14 protein-coding genes are annotated in these 18,199 nt (G+C 49.9%); 11 read left to right on the top strand and 3 right to left on the bottom strand.

Annotation, left to right across the window (positions count from 1 at the left end; translation table 11 throughout):
* Nucleotides 1-25: 25 nt before the first annotated feature.
* The 11 genes from GE278_17550 to GE278_17500 all read left to right on the top strand — a co-directional run bounded on the left by GE278_17550 (nt 26) and on the right by GE278_17500 (nt 11,507).
* Nucleotides 26-337 (top strand): hypothetical protein, encoded by a 312-nt coding sequence (locus GE278_17550; GenBank protein QLK62467.1) that lies wholly within the window; start codon nt 26-28, stop codon nt 335-337.
* A 242-nt stretch (nt 338-579) separates the two neighbouring features.
* Entirely contained in the window at nt 580-1,146 is a 567-nt protein-coding gene (locus tag GE278_17545) for a recombinase family protein (GenBank protein QLK62466.1), read from the top strand.
* Nucleotides 1,147-1,636: 490 nt separating this feature from the next.
* Nucleotides 1,637-2,356, top strand: a complete 720-nt coding sequence (locus GE278_17540; protein ID QLK62465.1) for a hypothetical protein — start codon at nt 1,637-1,639, stop codon at nt 2,354-2,356.
* 430 nt (nt 2,357-2,786) lie between these two features.
* Complete coding sequence (locus tag GE278_17535) at nt 2,787-3,410, top strand: response regulator (protein QLK62464.1); 624 nt, start codon at nt 2,787-2,789, stop codon at nt 3,408-3,410.
* 1 nt (nt 3,411) lies between these two features.
* Nucleotides 3,412-7,008 (top strand): transporter substrate-binding domain-containing protein, encoded by a 3,597-nt coding sequence (locus GE278_17530; protein QLK62463.1) that lies wholly within the window; start codon nt 3,412-3,414, stop codon nt 7,006-7,008.
* A 94-nt stretch (nt 7,009-7,102) separates the two neighbouring features.
* On the top strand, nt 7,103-7,462 hold the full coding sequence (locus tag GE278_17525; protein ID QLK62462.1) for a hypothetical protein: 360 nt from the start codon (nt 7,103-7,105) through the stop codon (nt 7,460-7,462).
* Nucleotides 7,463-7,688: 226 nt separating this feature from the next.
* Nucleotides 7,689-8,387, top strand: a complete 699-nt coding sequence (locus GE278_17520) for a hypothetical protein (GenBank protein QLK62461.1) — start codon at nt 7,689-7,691, stop codon at nt 8,385-8,387.
* A 3-nt stretch (nt 8,388-8,390) separates the two neighbouring features.
* Nucleotides 8,391-9,353, top strand: a complete 963-nt coding sequence (locus GE278_17515) for a glycosylase (protein ID QLK62460.1) — start codon at nt 8,391-8,393, stop codon at nt 9,351-9,353.
* On the top strand, nt 9,350-10,318 hold the full coding sequence (locus GE278_17510; GenBank protein QLK62459.1) for a hypothetical protein: 969 nt from the start codon (nt 9,350-9,352) through the stop codon (nt 10,316-10,318). The genes GE278_17515 and GE278_17510 overlap by 4 nt, the downstream gene beginning before the upstream one ends.
* The gene (locus GE278_17505; GenBank protein QLK62458.1) at nt 10,315-10,752 is read left to right on the top strand and encodes a GNAT family N-acetyltransferase; all 438 of its coding nucleotides are present in this window, start codon (nt 10,315-10,317) and stop codon (nt 10,750-10,752) included. The genes GE278_17510 and GE278_17505 overlap by 4 nt, the downstream gene beginning before the upstream one ends.
* Nucleotides 10,753-10,763: 11 nt before the next feature.
* The gene (locus GE278_17500) at nt 10,764-11,507 is read left to right on the top strand and encodes a methyltransferase domain-containing protein (protein QLK62457.1); all 744 of its coding nucleotides are present in this window, start codon (nt 10,764-10,766) and stop codon (nt 11,505-11,507) included.
* Between the two features lie 103 nt (nt 11,508-11,610).
* On the opposite strand, the gene GE278_17495 is transcribed toward GE278_17500, so the two are convergent.
* Genes GE278_17495 through GE278_17485 form a run of 3 tightly spaced genes read right to left on the bottom strand, consistent with a single transcriptional unit; the run spans nt 11,611 to nt 18,092 of the window.
* Nucleotides 11,611-13,752, bottom strand: coding sequence for a hypothetical protein (locus GE278_17495; GenBank protein ID QLK62456.1), 2,142 nt, complete (start codon nt 13,750-13,752; stop codon nt 11,611-11,613).
* Nucleotides 13,749-16,721, bottom strand: a complete 2,973-nt coding sequence (locus GE278_17490; protein ID QLK62455.1) for a virulence factor SrfB — start codon at nt 16,719-16,721, stop codon at nt 13,749-13,751. The genes GE278_17495 and GE278_17490 overlap by 4 nt, the downstream gene beginning before the upstream one ends.
* A 3-nt stretch (nt 16,722-16,724) precedes the next feature.
* Nucleotides 16,725-18,092, bottom strand: a complete 1,368-nt coding sequence (locus GE278_17485) for a ssrAB-activated protein (GenBank protein ID QLK62454.1) — start codon at nt 18,090-18,092, stop codon at nt 16,725-16,727.
* Nucleotides 18,093-18,199 lie beyond the last annotated feature (107 nt).

Here is an 18,199-nt window from a genome sequence, read left to right as displayed (position 1 = left end):
TACCTTCATAGAAGGAGAATCAATTATGTCTATTCAAGCAATAACCTTTAAACAAGTAGGTAATGTAGTACATATGAAGTATAAGCAATTGTGCGATTTTATGATTAAGCATAAATTGATGGTTTTTGTAGAATACAGACAAGTACATCAAATGCGTGGAGGTGTTAAGCAGTATTACCCAAGTTCGCGTTATGATGGTAAATATATTATCAATGGTGCTTGTGGAAAGCGTGACGACAATAATAATGTTGTTCCTGACCAATTGCTGGATAGTCGAATCGTTGATGTTATGAAGGAGTTGCTCAATGAAAACTTACCAGAAATTTCTGTGGGCTGACCATGAAAGAAAACCTCAGCCTACATTCCCCGTACACCCTCAAGGTGGCCTCAGTGGTCGCCTTTGTATATTGATAATAAGTTTCATTAAGATTCATTGCCCATTCCTTCTGGTGCCAACAAACATCCGTTAGATGTCACTAAGACTAAAGGTCATTGTCTGGTGTCATAAAGTAGAGGTTGATATTAGTTGTCACCACACTTATGATGTCCCCACCTTAAATGTCACCCTAAGAAATCATCATGACCAGACAGTTTATTTATTGCCGTGTATCCACCAGCGAACAGACTACAGAGAACCAACTCAGTGCTATCCGTCAGCGTGGCTTCAATGTCCCAACCAGTCGAGTTGTCAGTGAGACAGTATCAGGTGGTATTCCTACAGCCAGCCGTAAGGAATTTAGTAAGCTGGTGGACAAGCTGGAAGAAGGGGACGAACTTATTGTTCTCAAGATTGACCGTTTAGGCCGTGACGCTATTGATGTGTTGTCTACAGTGGAGCGCTTAGGAGTTATGGGGGTGAAGGTTATCAGTCTTGATTTACCAGTCCCTGACCTGAGTAAGCCAGAAGGTAAAATGATGCTGGGGATGTTCTCTGTCTTTGCTGAGTTTGAGAAGAACAGAATTAGGGAGCGTACTCAAGAATCTCTTGATCGTCTGAAAGTTGAGGGCGTTAAGCTGGGACGACCAGAAGCCACAGAGACCACAGAGAGCGTTCAGCAGTGTAAGACTATGGGGTTATCCCAAGCTCAGGCCGCTGACCATCTGGGGATCTCTGTGCGTACTGTGAAGCGTCATTGGCACAAATGAGGAATAGAACACGTAGACAGCCCATCAAGTAGACTGTAACCTACTGTGTAACCCAAGGGATTGCTTGGTACTTTAGAATCAAATGGTTAGGATGAATTGTCTTCGACACTTCGATTCCCTTCACCCGCTCCAAAATGTCCTTTAGTACCCTCTCCTAACGTCTACTGAACCCAGTAAAAATCTCTGACATTTATAAATGTGAAAATTCTATTTTTTACAAACGGTGTCGATCGTGAAAATAAAATAATCGTAGACCCGTAGAAATCATAGTCATTTATCATTTTCACTGAATTAATTTCGTAATTCCGTATTTAGTTGCTTGCAGGTGATATGTATAATTAAATCCCTTTATTTAGTCTATGGTTAATTTATATTATAAAAATAAAACATATTCGTCGTGTTAATGAGTTTTTCTGTTTGATAATTAATTGAAGAATTAATGATTGATAAATTTATACCAGCAGATATTAAAAAGTAAAAGGACTTAATTATGATTGATAAAAGGTTTGAACAGGCGATGACGCCGTTATTGTTAAGTGCTGTTAAGTACGCACGCTCGCGTTTACCCCTGAAGGCAACCAATAAAATTTACAGGGATAAAGGCCAGGTTAGCCATATGATGCCCAAAGATCCTAAGCGTTGGGGGTTGCATACAGCAGAAGCAGATGTTATTCGGCTCAAAGCGCTGCACAGTTTTCGTGACCAGAATTTTTCTCCTCGGGAAAGAGCCAATGCCCTTGAAAGGGATTACATTAACCGAATCCCTCGCGCAGGAAACTGTGGTGAAAACTCAGTCCTTGCCTTTTATTATCTTCTGGACAGAGTCAGTCGTTTGGATGCCGCAGCTGGAAGACAAGTTCAAATTTTTCGCGTTTATATGCCAGCGCCCGTTGACCATGCTTTTGTTTTGATTGGCACCCAGCCTGCCGGGCATACCAGGCTAATACTTGAGAATACGATGATTTGTGATCCGTGGACTAAGATTGTTTGTCCTTTGGATCATTTTGACCAGCTTTGGCGATTAAAAATGAGGAAGTGGTCTGAGCGTGGATTATGGGGGCAATGTTCTGAAGGATGGTATGATCACTATCGCGACAACTGTTCTCTTAATACCGTCATACAAGGTAAAATACAAATAGATGGGCAACGTATTGAGGCCAGATATCCTTCAGGACCCTATTCTCTGGTCGGGGGGATTTCCTTCCGCTAATGACATGATTTTCTAATGTGATGCTCAGATAATAGCCAGAGTTTATTAATTCACCTGATGTTTGTCAGGTGAATATTAAAATGAAATAGTGAATGAGTAAGGCCGTGTGTTGGCTTGCCCCCGGGCTATTTACCCCACACCGGCAACACATCCAGCAGTTTTACCTCCCTCAGAACAAACGATACTTCACGTCCATGTGCTTTCCAGTTAAGTAAATGTTACGTCCTTGCTTGTTCGTTAACTTAAAGGCAGGCATATTTGAGACCGCTGGCCGGTTCTCACGGTGTGAAGGAATAACTGCCATTTTTTGTTATCTCTAAGAGGGCATCCTCCCTAATGTGGCCAGCCCTGCTAAGATTTGATCATTGATCTCCTGAATTAAGGAGGTTTGTTCTTCCTTAACCTCCAGACTCAGCGTTGAGGCTATATAGTGCGCAAGGCAATTATTGTTGACGATCATCCTTTCATTTTGGCAACGGTCAGAATGCTGGTGATAAACGCCGGGTTTGAGGTGGTCGCCGAGTGTGACAACGGTGTTGATGCTGTTCATCAGTGTGAACAGTTCAAACCTGATTTACTGGTACTGGATTTAGCGATTCCAGGCCTCGCTGGGCTTGAGGTTATTCGCCAATTAAAAGAGCGCAAAAATCACTGCAAAATCGTTGTTCTGACGTCGCAAAACAGTGAACAGTTCACGCTCCGCTGTATGCAAGCAGGGGCTGCCGGGTATGTATCGAAGAAGGATAATCTCTCGATGTTAAGCGAGACTATCAATGCCGTTATGTCGGGTTATTCATTGTTCCCGCAATTGTCACAAGACAGCCGTGAAAATGGCGCCACGACAGAAATCGAACAAAGGCTTGCTCGATTATCTAATCGTGAAAGGGCAGTTATGAAGTATCTGATAAATGGCATGAGCAACAAACACATTGCCGAGGAGCTGTCGCTGAGTGAAAAAACCATCAGTACTTATAAAACCCGCATATATGAAAAACTGAATGTCAGCAGCGTGATGGCGTTGGCTCAGATTGCTGAATATTTTGAGATAGAATGATATGTGCCGTCTCTGGTGCCTAATTTTCGGCTTGTTACTGAGCATGAATGCCATGGCTTCTCTGGCCTATTCCGCCATACTCGAAGGGCAATACACCGGCTCTCTCCCTACGGTAACATTCAGTAAAGCACAACAAGACTGGTTGCACCAAAAGGAGCAACTTACGCTTGGTGTGTCTGAACCCAGTTATCCCCCTTTCGATATGATCAACTTTAACAATGAATATGTAGGGATCACTGCGGACTATGCACAACTGATCGCGGCAGTACTTCACGTTCCGGTGAGTGTCAAAGTCTTTGACTCTCGTCAGGAGGCGATAGCCGCGCTGAGGCGTAAGGAGATCGACTTTTTAGGAACCGCCAATGGTTTTGACGCCAATGATAAGAGTCTGGTTTTATCGTCAGCTTATGCTGAAGATAACCCCGTGTTTGCCGGGCGCGCGGGCAATTTGGATAAATATCCGGAGAATCTGGAAGGTGTATCAGTGGCGATGGCTTATCACTATCTGCCCCCGCAATGGATTTATGAGGCTTATCCCGGCATTAAGCTGAAAATGTATCCTTCCAACCTGGGTGCGATGGGCTCAGTCTCATTCGGGCAGAATGATCTCTTTCTGGGGGATAATACCAGTGCCGAATTTCTTTCCAGCCGGCGCGTTTTCAATAGCATCGTTATTGCGCGCAAAGCTAATCTGCCAAAAACAGAATTCTCTTTTGCGCTAAATCGCGATGACACAATGCTTTTAACCCTCATGAATTCGGTTATCCATGCATTCACCCCCGAGCAACAGCAGCAAATCCTGACGCGCTGGGGAGCCAAACCCCGGATGACTGAGAAAGATAAAGATATTGTTCTGGATAACAATGAGAAGCAGTGGCGCGATATTCATCGGATTTTACGCGTGGCATTGGAAGATGATAATGAGCCCTTCTCATTTTTCGTTGCGGGTGGAGAACCCTACGGTATCAACGCCGATGTGTTAAAGGAAGTCGCTACCATTGCCGGTTTTCAGCTGGTGTGGCAAAAAGTGGACAATGGCGTTCAGGCGAGAAATTTGCTGAAAAAAGGGGCTGTGGATATCACGGTCTCAATGACAGATAACCTGCAACGGCCGCCGCCGGGTATCAGTTACTCTCCGACTTTTTATCGTGGCAGTTATGTTATCTCAAGCCGTACCGGCAACACTTTTGATGCTGATCAGCTACGGGAAATCCCCCTGCGCGTTGCCGTGGTGGATAGGGATCCCATCCTTCAGGTGCTACATAATGACTATCCGCTGATGCGGCCCCTGAGCAGTGAGAATGCCGCCGGGGCTTTCAGAATGCTTGATGAAGGCAAAGTGGATGTGGCGCTGGTTTCTCTTACCGAGTCGGTGTTCTACATTGATAATTACTACAAAGACAGGATCAAGATAGACGCCGTATTTACCAATAAATCCCTTCAAATGAGCATCGCCATCGCTGACAACCAGCCGCAATTATTGAGCATTTTGAGTAAGGCATTAACCGCTATTTCACCCGCACGCATGAATGAGCTCAGCAATCACTGGCGCGGCAAGGCAGTCGTCGAACGTAATTTCTGGAATAAAGAGCGTCAAACTTTTTTGCGTGGGTTCCTGCTGCTCTCTGCGTTTGTCATCCTCCTGCTGTTTTGGGTTTACTGGCTGCGCAACCTGATAAAACGCCGCGATAAGGCCGAGTTAAAACTCAACGACCAGTTAACCTTTATGCGGGATCTGATCGACGGCACACCACTGCCCATCTATGTCCGTGACCGAGAGTGCAAGCTGTTACTGTGCAATAACAGCTATCGCCAGCAATTGAAAATCCCGATGGATGAGGCGCTGGGCAAAACCGTCTATGAAATGCTGGATGATGACGGTGAACGTGCTGATGAGCTGGAGCAGAGCTACCGGCGAGTGATTGAGCGTGGGGAGAGCATCGTCAACGACCGTATATTGCGCCTTGGCGAAAATGACTATCGCATAATTCATCACTGGATCCTTCCTTACCGCAACGGAGCGGGTGAAACGCTGGGCGTTATTGGCGGCTGGTACGATATTAGTGAACGTCAGCAACTTCTCGAGCGTTTGCAAACCGACAAGGATCAAGCGGTACAAGCCAGTGAAGCGAAATCCACCTTTTTGACCACCATGAGCCACGAAATCCGCACGCCGATGAACGTCATTATCGGCATGCTTGAACTGGCGGTAAAGCAGGCCGATGTTGGCATGGTAGATAAGCGCTCACTCAATATTGCGGCTACTGAAGCGCAGGGCTTGCTGGAGCTTATCGGGGATATTCTCGATGTAGAGCGTGCAGAAAGCGGTCATCTTTCCCTTAGCGAACAACCGGCTAATCTCCGGCAGTTGGTTCACTCTGTATGCCGGTTGTTTGAGGCACTGTCGCGGCGCAAAGGGCTAAATTTCAAGCTGCACGAGACTAGAATGCTCGACCAGAATGTGCTGATTGATCCGTTGAGATTCAAACAAATCATTTCAAATTTGCTGAGCAATGCACTGAAATTTACCGATAAGGGAGACATCAGCGTCAACGCCGCTGTTGAAGAACTCAATGATTCTCGTCTGCAACTGACAATACTCATTTCTGACAGCGGCATCGGCATCTCGGCAGATGAAAGTCAGAAACTGTTCTCCCGTTTCTCGCGGGCGAGTAACAATACGCTTTCCTCGCAGCAAAGTTCCGGACTGGGGCTGCTGATTTGTAAGACATTGAGTGAAATGATGGGCGGCACGTTGACGCTGGAGAGCCAGCTGGGGAAGGGTACCCGCACTAAAATTGTGTTGCCGCTGCGCCAGAGTGACTCGCAACGCCCTGCTGCCAACCCGAAAGTTTCGCCGGGGGTGCAGGCAAAGCAGCGTGTATTGATAGTGGATGACTATGCCGCCAATCGCGAAATTCTTACCTTACAACTGGCCTCTTTTGGCCATGAAGTCACTGCCGCCAGTGACGGGCGCGAAGCGCTGGCTGTCTGGCAAACGGGTGCTTTTGATTTGGTCCTTACTGACTGCAATATGCCACTGATGGATGGTTACGAACTCACGCACAGCATTCGTCAACATGAAGAAATTCAGGGCTTGCCACGAACAAAAATAATCGGTTTTACGGCCAATGCTGTCAACGACGAGCGCCAAATATGTCTTGATGCAGGTATGGATGACTGCTTGTTCAAACCAGTGACCTTAGCCATGCTGGCGCCGCTTTTTGAGGTGAAAAACGAATTATCTGCTGCGCCCTCTGCCGGTGAGAAACAGTATGATTTAGCGGAGTTGATGATTCTGACAAATAACGACGCGGCGAAACTCGCACAACTTCTGCGGACGTTTATTTCAGGTATTACTGCAGATATACAGCAGCTTGAGTCGTCTGTAGCCATTGATGATCGTGCTCGCCTCTTCGCGCTGGCTCACCGGATTAAAGGCGGTGCAGAGCTGATAAAAGCGCAGCAGGTCGTGGAGACTTGCATCCAGTTGGAAACGCACTGCGAAAAGGGCGAGCGCGTGGAAGGGCTCGTGCGTCAATTACAGGCGGCCCTCGAGAGTCTTTCAGCCAGCCTGACTCAGGAGATCCAGGAGTAAGAGTTGTGATCGCGGCAAAAAATTCCGGTAAAAGCTGCTCTTACGCTATTAGCTTTCTGCGTATTCTTCCGATTAATTCTCTGTGGAAGCGGCAATGAAGCCGCTTTCTCGCACAGGGAGTATCGTTATGGGGCAGAACGAAACAAAAAGACTGAATTTAGAGCAGGTAAGAGAAATAAATGCCTATATCGTTAAATTCAAAGATGATTTCAATGAGTCTATTCAACTTACTTATAATGACAATACATTCAGGCTAAAGTTATTGAAAATAAAGACGCAAAGTCATGGTGTTGTCACCTTTGAATTTGATTACGATGGCGAGTGTGTCATTTTTCATAAGATCAAAACCGGCACCGTCGACCTGGCTGAAATCCATGGGCTGGAGGGATTTTTCACGGCTGTGGATAACTTTATCAGCGCTAAAGTGCATCAGGATTATATGATGGTCCGGTGAACACTCATTTATTGTGCTCTTCTCCTGAACTGACCCATCGTTCTGGAGAGTATCCTGGGCTGCTATTTAAAACTCCATTAACTACTTTTTAGTATTGACGAAGTGCGTTTTACAGTTGTGACAATTGGCGTTAAAAAAGCGCTGTGTTTGCCGCATTAGTTTTTACTTAATTACGTTATTATACAGAGAAGAATTGGCGCCACAGACAGACCTCTAAGGGAAAAGAATGAAACTCGCTATTATGCAGCCCTATTTTCTTCCCTATATTGGCTATTTCCAACTTATGGCATCCGTTGACGTTTTCGTTGTCTACGACAATATTAAGTATACGAAAAAAGGATGGATTAATCGAAATCGTATGCTCATTAACGGCCAGGATGCCATCTTTAGCTTACCTTTAAAAAAAGGTGCTGACTCCCAGAGTATTATTGATAGGGAAATTACATCAGACTTTAATAAAAAAAAGCTGCTTAATCAGTTTCGCGGGGCTTATGCTAAAGCGCCTTTTTTTAAAGACATTTTTCCTTTTGTTGAGGATGTTGTTAGTTATCAGAATGACAACCTTTTTGGTTATCTACATTATTCATTATGTAAGATGTCCGAACTGCTCGATATAAAAACGCGGATCATTACCTCTTCTTCACTCCCTGTCGATGACAACTTAAAGGGGCAAGATAAAGTTTTATCGATCTGCAAGGCTTTGGACGCGAAAAATTATATTAATGCTATCGGTGGCCAGGCATTGTACGACAGCGCTGACTTTGAAGGTGAAGGTGTGGTGCTCAACTTCATTCAGTCCGAGGCAATCGAATACACGCAATTCTCCGCTCCTTTTGTACCCTGGCTTTCCATTGTGGATCTCCTGATGTTCAACTCTCTTGATAGGGTACGTCACTGGGTTAAATATAACTATTCTCTGGTATGAATAATGTTCCATTGGAAGAAACTCGGTAAAGTTTTTACCCCGCAGCACGTTACTGACCGCCCCTGGCTCAATGCTTTTGCTCAGGCACCCGCCACCCTCGTGTTTAATGATTTCGTGCGTGTCTATTTTTCCTGTCGTCCTCCCGCTGATGAAAATAGCCAGTTTGTGAGTTACTCCGCCTGGGTAGATTTAGACAGAACAAATCTCTTCAACGTCTTACGGGTTGCTGAGCAACCTATTTTACCGCTGGGAGAACTGGGGGAATTTGATGAATTTGGAACCTATCCGGTCTCCGTGGTTCGCGACGGTGAGCAAGTCAAAGCCTGGTATGCCGGCTGGACACGTTGCGAGTCTGTTCCTTTCAACGTTGCCATTGGTACCGCAATAAGCGATGACCAGGGACAAACTTTTCGAAGAATAGGATGTGGGCCGGTTGTCAGTTATTCACCTGATGAGCCTTTCGTCATCAGCGGGCCAAAAATCCGGCGCTTCAACAACTATTGGCAGCTTTTTTACATTGCTGGTCGAAAGTGGAAGTGGGTTGATGGCAGGGCCGAACCTGTATACAAAATCAGAATGGCAACCTCTGCGGATGGAATTCATTGGCAGAAACTCAATCGTGATTTGATTGACAGCCGCATTGAGGAAGATGAGGCTCAGGCAAGTCCGGATGTCTTTTTTGCCAACGGCAAATACCACATGTTTTTCAGCTATCGCTACAGTAGCCATTATCGCAGTAAGCAGCATGGTTACCGTATTGGCTACGCCTCCAGCGATAATTTGGTGGACTGGGTACGCGATGACAGTAAAGCGGGCATTGATGTTTCGAAAGAAGGATGGGATGCGGAAATGATCAGCTATCCGCACGTATTTGAGCTGGATGGCAAAATCTATATGGCGTATCTGGGAAATGGCGTAGGGCGTGAAGGTTTCGGCCTGGCTGAATTACAGGGAATGTTAAAATGACTTTCAAGTGGATTAAACACGGTCAGATTTACAATCCTGCAGAACACATTCTTAACGGGAAACCTGGATTATTTGCACAATCGCCCCAGACATTAGTTTTTGACGATTTCATTCGTATCTATTTCTCTACACGTTCTCTGGATCCGCAAAACGGCAAATACATCAGCCATGTTGCCTACATTGATATGGATAAATCACTGCAACACATTCTGCGAGGTCATCAGCAGCCAGTGATTTCTCCGGCAGAACTGGGATGCTTTGATGAGCATGGTATTTTCCCTTTCAATGTAGTGTGTCATAACGATGAAATATTGGCCTTTACGACTGGATGGAACCGACGTGTTTCAGTCTCGGTAGATACAGCAATTGGTCTGGCTGTAAGTAAAGATGAGGGGAAAACGTTCCGGCGCTATGGGGATGGCCCGGTTATGGCTGCCTCCCAGTATGAGCCATGTCTGGTTGCCGATGCTTTTGTGAAGGTCTTCAACGATAAATTCCATATGTGGTACATCTTTGGAACGGGCTGGACTCAGTACGAGCCGGGCGCGGCCCCTGACCGCACTTACAAAATCGGTTATGCCGCCTCTGCCGACGGTATTCACTGGCATCGCCAGGAAGCGAAGCAAATCGTACCTGACCAGCTCGGCGCTCAGGAAAGCCAGGCGCTCCCTACTGTGGCCTATTTTAATGGTCGCTATCATATGTTCTTCTGTTACCGGGAATCCTACGATTTCCGTAAAGCGACAGGACGTGGCTATCGTCTGGGGTATGCCTGGTCTGACGATATGCTGACCTGGACTCGTGATGATTCACAGGTCCCGCCCGTTGGTTGCGAGGGTGAATGGGACAGTGAAATGCAGTGCTATCCACATGTTTTCACCTGCGATGGCCGCATTTATTTGCTCTATAACGGTAATGAATTTGGTCGTAATGGATTTGGTATTGCCGAGCTAACGTTGTCATGACGGGCATCGTTATCCTTGCAGGACAAGCCAGTTCAGCTCAGGTCACTGAGCATCTCGTCAAGTGTGACTCATCATTCATCCCTCCTCTAAGCAGCCGGGTAAATATTGCTGAATATGCGAAAAAAGTGACTCAATTCGCGCTCTGTATTGAGGGCTGGCACGACGCCACCTTGGTGGGCTTGCTGTGCATCTATTGCAATGATGATGGCGGGGCGTTTGTAACAAATGTCAGCGTACTTCCTCTTTTTAGGGGGAAAAGAGTGGCGGACATGTTGATGAAAAATGCGATTGAAAAAGTGCGTGAGAAGGGAATTGGCAGAATACGTCTGGAAGTGGATAACGCGAATGTGCCCGCAACGTGTCTTTACCGGCGCTATGGTTTTTCCCCTGACCTCATCACCGGTCAAACGACCATGATGTTATTGAATTTGTAGAGAGAAATCTGATGATTGAAAAACGCGATTACAATAATGAAATAAATGATGCTGCAGACCATCAGTATGCCTACGGGTTTGATTTTGATGTTATCCATCCTTTTATGATCCGCTCGTTTCAGCCTTTTTTCAGAAAGGGGTCTTTGCTGGAATTGGGGAGTTTTAAAGGCGATTTTACCCGCCGGTTTCTGGAGCATTTTGATGATGTCACTTGCGTAGAAGCGTCTGATGTCGCAATGCAAGAAGCGCGTTCAAAACTGGGAGAAAGGGTAAAGTTTGTGAACGCTCTGTTCGAGCAGGCCGAACTCCCTAAGCGTTACGATAATATTGTTCTGACTCATGTTCTTGAACATATTGATGAGCCGGTAAAATTATTACGACGCATTAATGATGAATGGCTGAATGAAGGAGGAAGGCTATTTCTTGTTTGTCCCAATGCTAATGCGCCTTCACGCCAGATTGCGGTCAAAATGGGTCTGATTTCACACAACTCAGCAGTAACGGAAGCGGAAGCGGCTCACGGCCACCGCTGCACTTACAGCCTGGATACGTTGGAACGAGATGCGACTGCCGCAGGCCTTAACGTCGTACACCGTTCCGGTATATTCTTCAAAGCGTTGGCTAATTTTCAGTGGGACTCCTTACTGCAAACGGACATTATTTCTCCGGCCTATCTGGAGGGGTGTTATCAGTTGGGTCAGCAGTATCCGGATCTCTGCTCCAGTATATTTCTGATGTGTGAGAAGGGTAAATAATTCCTGCTGCTAACGTTTGGATACTGTAGTAAATCTTCCCTCTATATTTACCCCTTTTGCCGAATGAACATCCGGTAAAAGGGGTAAACATTTCTTCTCAGACTTATTGTTTCTCACTCAACTGCACAAGTAATGCCTCACGCTGCTGAACATTAATATCCTCAGGACAAGGATGTTCTCTATTCTCTGTCGCGCGGCTCAGCAGCGCCACCAGCCAGTCATAAATATATTTCGCATTACCCTGTATCACTTCCTCGCCGAGTCTGTCCAGACGTGCACTGGCATTAGCCTGCGTGGCGGGTGCGAAAATTACGTTGCCTTGATTTATGCGACTGGCCGGGCGGTTTTCTATCGCAACGCTGTTGTAGCCCAGCCAGGTCACAAAATCGCTGAAAATATTCCCTGCATGGGTGACAGCCATCGCGGCAACATCATCCTGATTCGCCAGCGTTTTTTCCAGCGTCCGGTTCAGGCCAAGGCGGAAAGCCGTCGTAATCAGCTCCTCACACAAGCGTCGGAGCATCGCTGCCGTCAGCCCGGTGGCATCAGCAGCCGCGCGGTTATGACTGAGCTGCGTCAAATGGTTTACCCACAGCGTAAATACCTGCGTCGCAAAACTGTCTGGCTGCTGAACAGCTCCCATCGCAGGCGCGGTGTCTGCAAATAAATCAACGCTCAGCAGTAACCCGGCAGGTTGTTTGACCTCTTTCTGGCTCTGTTGCAACCAGCACTGCGCAAGGGTATCGCGTGGCAACATCAACTGGTTAATCAGATAGCCGTGCTTTGCTGCCTGAGCTTGCAGCGCACGGATCAGCTGCTCGGGTGGCGTGTGATCCCCTGCGCTATGTGGCGTGCTGAAGCGGCTGAACTGTGCGGTGATCTGTTGTTGCAGATCCTCACGCAGAGCCGTCAGACGGTCTTCCCTGCAAGGCGTACTGACGGCCGCCGACAGCCAGTCGTTGAGACAGGACATATCGCGGTGATCCAGCGCCTGTAATGTTCCCCAACATTGGCCCGACCGGGTGATAAAACGTTGCACGGCGTCGTCAGTGTGATTCCCGTGAGTGAAGCGCAGATCAAACGGGGTGATCGCCCATACCAGCCCTGGCAGCGTATTTTGCCCCTGTGGTTGTGTCTCTTCAATCCAGCGGGAAAGCGTTTTGGCGACAGGACTCAGCGCCTCGTGAGCGGCCACGGAATTACACACCAGCACCGTATCAGGCTGTAAACGATCCTGATATCGCGGCAAATGATCTGGCGGAATATCCACGATATCCACTGCCGTGAGTACCGGTTTATGGCTCAGCGTAAAGGTGATTTCGGCGCAAATGCTGGCCAGATCCTGCTGTGCGATACTCAGGCGCAGCGATGAAGTGTCGTCGCGCAGCGGGCAGACGATCACGTCGTTATTCAGCTCGCGTTCATCTTCTGTGGCGGGGAGCAAAAATCCAGGGTTAGGCAACAGAAGTGCGTCAACGACCAGGCTTACCGGCGCCAGCACCTGAGAAACGCCGCCCAGATGCTGCAATCTCTGCGCCTGTTGCTGCCACTGTGAGGTCAGTGTGGCATGTTCTCCCCAAAGTGTGGAAAGCAAGGTCGCGCGGTCGGCCAGATCCAGCCAGGGTGCCAGTTCCGCCATTTGATAGACAAGCGCGTCATCGAGCTGGTGAGGAGCACGGACTGACTGATGATAACTCTCAATCACCGTTAAAAATTCTCCGCAGTTCATTCCCGGGATTTCCCGTGGCTGACGACGCGGTCTCAACGCCGCCAGCGTTGCGCTGATGGCGCTGCGCTGCGTTATGCAGGGCTGACGCGAAGCGTGATACTGGCGGATCAAACGTTGCGCCAGCTCACTTTGGTTAAATAACGTCAGCAGCAAAGGGAAGTTTTCCACGGCCGGCGGCGGCGTCCCGGTGAAGCGAACGGCCATTAACGGCGCGACATTATCGGGATTGATATGGCGCAGATAATTGAGTGTGTTTCCCCCCAGTTGCACCTCAATATCCTCGCCATCCCCGGCTACGATCATTTTCAGCAAATGGTGCTTACCTGCCACTGAGCTGCCATAAAAACCCAGTGTCAGCGGCGCCTCCCTGAGCGAAGCTATCTGCTGCTGGCGCTGCTGTAACCGTATTAACCGAGCGAGAAGACCATCGGCTTCGACGTTAAGGCGCATCGATTGCGCGCGGTTGTCATGTACCCAGCGGATAAGCTGATGAAGTCTGGTGTCTGACTGGCTCATTTTAGGTAGACGCTCCCGCTGTCGATCCAATATTGATTACCGCCACTGTAACTGTTGGCGAGGGTGTTAAGTTTCAGGTGTACGGCGTTCGCCGGTAGCGGGGTGCCGTCCTGCAGGCAGGCTTCTGCCAGAGTAAAGCCACCGTTTTGCCGGTCGTATTGCAGGCGTACATGCAGTACGCCATCACCGGCGATCTGTCTGGCCAATGCCGGAGTATTAATTTTCAGCTGATAAAGGGGTGTTGCCGGCCAGCGGGTGTCTGCCAGCTGACGGAATCCCAGGCAGGCATCGCCTCGCAGCGGGAAACGCATTTTTTCATCCAGCAGAGAAGTTGGATCATCAAGATCAACCTGCGCATACCAGACATTGTCTTCTGTCAGCGTCTGATTGCCATCCAGTACGCCAAGGTAGCGGACGGTGGAATAGGCCTGAATATCGGCGGTTTTAAAGTTGAAGCCGGGCAGACGCAGATCCATCGCCAGACAACACAGCATCGCCCCCAGCGCAGCGGTGGATTTCGGATTCACCACGCGACCTTGTTGCCCGAACGGGAAGCGCTCATGGATTTGATAGCTGTCCAGCCAGACGATGCGATTCACTGGCACGGGTTGCAGGTAACGCAACAGTGCCTGAACGCCCGGGAAACAGGAGGGGCGGCCAGTGACAAGCAGCACGTCGCAGCAGTAGTGGCTGATGACTTCGCACAGCGACTGAAGCGGAGTGGTGAGGCTGAAACGCCCGGCCAGCAACGCCTCCTGCAGTGTCGCCAGCTCAACCAGCAACGGTACGTCCAGCACATCGAAAGGCGGTGCACCGGCGGGCAACAATGGCTGCACCGTCTGGCAGATAGAATTGATCACGTTCTGTGTCGGAGTCTGGGGCAGCAGTTCGCCAAAACGGCCTTCAAACAGGGTTCCGGCGTCTTGCGGATCGCTGCTCTCCCAACTGGCGAGAATGGCGTGGCCGAGGGGGATAAACAGCTGTAACGTCGTTTGCTGACGTAACGTTGCACGGCTGTCATCGAGGCTGGTATCACCAAACAGTTTGCTCATCACCCGCCCGGCATCCGTGACCCCGGCTTTGTGCAGGGCATTTTGCAACGCAGGAAGAACACATAATCGGATCACATCGAGCAGAATATCGTCACCGGCGACTTTAAAACCTTCCCGAAACAACAGGTGCGGGGTGATTTTGACATTGCTGCCGGCGCCATCGTCGAGCTGATAATGGGTAATGGCCATGTCTGTCGTACCACCGCCGATATCCAGCGACGCCACGCGGAGAGTTCGACCCGGTTGTTCGCCTTCGGCCAACTGGCGGTCAGGGCGGGCGATGCTGTTGAAAAACACCTGCGAACGTCCGGCATAATTATTAACCGCTTCGTTATACAGCCACACCAGTTGCCCGCAGGTTGCTTCATCCCACTCCATCTGGACGTCAGGCAGCGGCACAAGGCTGATGCGTCCGCCAAAACGGATCATGGCATCGTCATCTTTTGGCTGCCATTCGAGCGCTTTCCACACCAATGTCACGGCTTCCTGCACCCGCAGGCGGAAAATCTCACGCTCCTGTTTCGGCATCGCCGACGGCAGCGTCAGGATCAGATGGCGCAACTGACGCGGTGCATTCACCAACCCCAGACTCTGACGGTGGCCGACGCTGTTGATCTGCGCCAGCGCCTGTGCCAACAGCTCGCACAGCATCATTGTCATCAGTGAACTGCGGCTGTAGTTCGGGGAGAAGACCGGCATACGCTCTTCCGGCGGCAGGCTGTAGAGTGGCTGTCCATCATCGTTCATTAAATTCATCAGCGGTAAGGCGACGGCGCGCGGCTCACGCGAATTTTTACCGGTCGGTTGGCTGAAGCGCCATGCCTGATCGGACGGCGCATCATCCCACAGATATCGGCGCGGGCTGGAAATGCCGCTGGCGCCTTCCGTGCCCAGGCGGCGTGTCGCCAGCTCGCGGGCTTCGTCACCCACGCGGGCACACGAAGGCCAGACGAACGCATCATCACGGCCGCTTTCCACCGAGAAATGGTGTTTGCCAAATTTCGCTTCACTGAATTCCAGACGGCTGGTGAATAGCGGTTCGCTGATCAATTGCGGTTCGGTCAGTGAACGGATGTGCAGCTCGGCGCTTTGCTGCAGCCCTGCGTTTTTCGCCCCATGATCTTCGAGGATCACGCCGCACGTGTGGGTATTGCCGACGTCGAGGATCAGATCTACGGGAACCGGTGCGGTGCTGAGGGTTTCCGTGATGATTTGTACTTCGGGTACCATTAACTGAGTACTGAGCATTTCGAGAAGATTGAGGAAGTGCGCCTGATACTCGAACGCCTTTATGGCGTTGTTGATCTCGTGCGTACTGCGCGTTTCCTGCTGACGGGCGTAATGAACAAAGACTTCCCGCAGCCAGCCATCGACCCAGGTTTGATCGAGGAACTCGGCAATCTCATGATTACGCCACGCCAGCGCAAACCGTGTGCCGTCACGCACGTCGCGGGCAGTGAGCGCCAGCGGGGCTGCATCGCCGTCGTCGGCATGCACTTTGGTGTCAAACGCGATACACAGGCGCAGCCGGTTTCCGGCCTGGTCGGGTGTGGAGAGGCTTTTTATCTGCACGCGAGCCCAGTTCGCCGGGCTGTGGGTAAACTGGCGCGGCGGGGTGAAACGCATGAAAGGCAGGGGTAACCAGACGTTGTCCAGCACCTGCAACGAGTGCTCCAATGGAATGGTCATTTCCGGGCGCACAATTTCCGGTTCATCGCCGTTTTCACCCGGTAAGGTAAAGCGCCCTGACAGGGAGTCATAGCCGAGTCGCAGCAACGGACCGTTGACGCTGTGGCGCACAAAACGACCGCTGTGCGGGCTGTTGCCAACAGGATTCAGGCCGAAATCCAGGAACTGCACGCTGCTGTTTTGGATAAGCGTGACGTTCGATTGATAGTCGATAAGATTTGCCAGCATGAATTATTTACCCACTTTTAAAAGCGTCATCGGAACCACGGTATCGTCGGCATATCGGCCGGTGCATTGCGCCGCGCCGCTCAGCGGCTGTCTGCAGGTGATTTCCGGCACCTGATAGCGGCTGTCATCACTGCATTTGGCTTTGTTGCGGCTCTTGATCAGCAGATTACCCGACTGCATCAGCCCCAGGTAAATATCCGCCTTGCAGGTGATGTTGTTGTCACGGGCAATAGTGATGGTGCCTTCGCTGTTTTTAATCTGATAACGCAGGCCGGGTGGTTTGCGGGTCAGCGGGTTGTTCACGTCGATACTCGCCTTCCAGTGACCATTCATAAAAGCAGTTGTCCCGGCTTTGACATCCTCCGCGGGCAACACCAGTGCATTTTTATCGATCTCTGGTTCCACCGTCGTACTTCCGGCAGCTTCTGCAGATTCTTCTTCTCTGTGAGTTGCAGGCAACGGGACAACCTGAGCGGGTTGTACGGGAAGCGTATTAGAGAGAACGATTTTTGGCGCGGGTATTACAGGCGGCGGCGTAGCCGGGGCATCAGCGTGATAAGGCGCTTCAAACAGGGCTGGCAGCATCGGTGCGATACGCGGATAGGCCAGCGGCAGGACAATAAACACCATGCCCACGGCCATGATTTTCAACAGCAGGCTGCGCCAGACCGGTGTGTTTTTCGCCTCCCGCGTCGGCGTACCCTGGGGGGCGGGCGGCTCCGCTGGCGCGCTGGCGACAGGGGCAAGCAGTGGGGCATCCGGCTGGCTGAGCGTCACGATAACGGGTTCAGGGTCTTTCAGAGCCTCCTCATGTAGCGGCTCTTCGGGCGCAGGAGGCAACGGTTTGGCTTCTTCCTCTTCTTCCATACCCACTTCCACTTCAGGTACGGCAGGCTGGCGCAGGCAATCGAAGGCATCGTCGCGGGGAGCCTGATTCAGGCTGACAAAACCCCAGAAGGTGATGACCGGTTTGTCATCCACCAGATAAACATGCTGGCGGGCGGGAAATTGCAACACATTGGTCAGCAGGGAACCAAATAGCCGGACGGCAGTTTTTTCCGCCTGCAGGCAGCGCTGGCTGAGGGTCGCGGCGGTGGCGAAGCAGTTTTCCAGATAGCGCAGGGCGTGCTCGCGTTGCTGGTCACTGGCGCTGGCCCACTGAGTGACGACGCCTTCCTGTGGCGGGTACCAGTCGACTTTACCCTCTGCATCGTTACGTTGAGGGATAGCCAGACAATCGAGGATCATCTGTTGTTTTCGCAGACGTAATGTTTCGCGAATTTGTATCGCGCTATCGAAAAGGGTTTGTCCGTTCTCGCCCAGCGGGATGTAATCATCCAGATATCCGCTGCGCAGTATTATTTTTGCCACTTAATCAACCTTGCCTGTTAGACCCGTTATTTCGCATATTTTTGCGTTGTCTATTTTAACGGCTTTCGGGGTAAAAAAATGGCAAAGAGATGGTCCGAAGAACAAAC

Source organism: Enterobacteriaceae bacterium Kacie_13 (assembly GCA_013457415.1).
Classification (GTDB): Bacteria; Pseudomonadota; Gammaproteobacteria; order Enterobacterales; family Enterobacteriaceae; genus Rahnella.
The sequence above is the reverse complement of the archived record's forward strand: the minus strand, read 5'-3'. Positions and strand labels throughout refer to the sequence as shown.

What these genes read in the sequence shown, in the direction of transcription:
- GE278_17550 (QLK62467.1), top strand. Translation starts at nt 26, where the DNA reads ATGTCTATTCAAGCAATAACCTTTAAACAAGTAGGTAATGTAGTACAT.
- GE278_17545 (QLK62466.1), top strand. Translation starts at nt 580, where the DNA reads ATGACCAGACAGTTTATTTATTGCCGTGTATCCACCAGCGAACAGACT.
- GE278_17540 (QLK62465.1), top strand. Translation starts at nt 1,637, where the DNA reads ATGATTGATAAAAGGTTTGAACAGGCGATGACGCCGTTATTGTTAAGT.
- GE278_17530 (QLK62463.1), top strand. Translation starts at nt 3,412, where the DNA reads ATGTGCCGTCTCTGGTGCCTAATTTTCGGCTTGTTACTGAGCATGAAT.
- GE278_17525 (QLK62462.1), top strand. Translation starts at nt 7,103, where the DNA reads ATGAAGCCGCTTTCTCGCACAGGGAGTATCGTTATGGGGCAGAACGAA.
- GE278_17520 (QLK62461.1), top strand. Translation starts at nt 7,689, where the DNA reads ATGAAACTCGCTATTATGCAGCCCTATTTTCTTCCCTATATTGGCTAT.
- GE278_17515 (QLK62460.1), top strand. Translation starts at nt 8,391, where the DNA reads ATGTTCCATTGGAAGAAACTCGGTAAAGTTTTTACCCCGCAGCACGTT.
- GE278_17510 (QLK62459.1), top strand. Translation starts at nt 9,350, where the DNA reads ATGACTTTCAAGTGGATTAAACACGGTCAGATTTACAATCCTGCAGAA.
- GE278_17505 (QLK62458.1), top strand. Translation starts at nt 10,315, where the DNA reads ATGACGGGCATCGTTATCCTTGCAGGACAAGCCAGTTCAGCTCAGGTC.
- GE278_17500 (QLK62457.1), top strand. Translation starts at nt 10,764, where the DNA reads ATGATTGAAAAACGCGATTACAATAATGAAATAAATGATGCTGCAGAC.
- GE278_17495 (QLK62456.1), bottom strand. Translation starts at nt 13,752, where the DNA reads ATGAGCCAGTCAGACACCAGACTTCATCAGCTTATCCGCTGGGTACAT.
- GE278_17490 (QLK62455.1), bottom strand. Translation starts at nt 16,721, where the DNA reads ATGCTGGCAAATCTTATCGACTATCAATCGAACGTCACGCTTATCCAA.